Source organism: Paraburkholderia sp. SIMBA_030 (assembly GCF_046535245.1).
Classification (GTDB): domain Bacteria; phylum Pseudomonadota; class Gammaproteobacteria; order Burkholderiales; family Burkholderiaceae; genus Paraburkholderia.
This window is the reverse complement of record NZ_JAWRXB010000168.1, coordinates 1-354: the sequence shown is the minus strand read 5'-3', so window position 1 is coordinate 354 and position 354 is coordinate 1. Positions and strand designations below refer to the sequence as shown.

Annotated in this window: 1 protein-coding gene; it reads left to right on the top strand. The window is 59.0% G+C overall.

Going from position 1 to position 354, the window contains the following annotated elements:
- Positions 1-93 precede the first annotated feature (93 nt).
- Positions 94-354, top strand: a 261-nt coding sequence (locus SB772_RS39515) for an ATP-binding protein (RefSeq protein ID WP_410838454.1), incomplete at its 3' end; no start/stop codon positions are given.

Below are 354 nucleotides of genomic sequence, written 5' to 3'. Positions count from 1 at the left end.
GACAACCGGCGCGCGGCAACCGTTATCACCCAGCTGCGACGGTTGATGATCAGGGGCGAAACGACCCTGGAGCGAATGGACTTGTACTAAGCGGTGACGACCACGCTGGCACTGGCGCGCAGCGAACTGCTTGCGCGTCAAACCCAGGTCGACTTGCTGCAGGATATGCCGGATGTGCCGATTTGCGGGAACTTGCCGCAGCTTCAACAGGTTCTGCTCAACCTTTTTCTCAATGCCACGGACGCGATGGCGCATCTGCCGCCAGCGCAGCGTGAGATTGCAATTCAGACCAAGAAGCGCGATGATGGCACGTGCGAGTTGACCGTGACAGATCACGGTATAGGCATTGCCTCC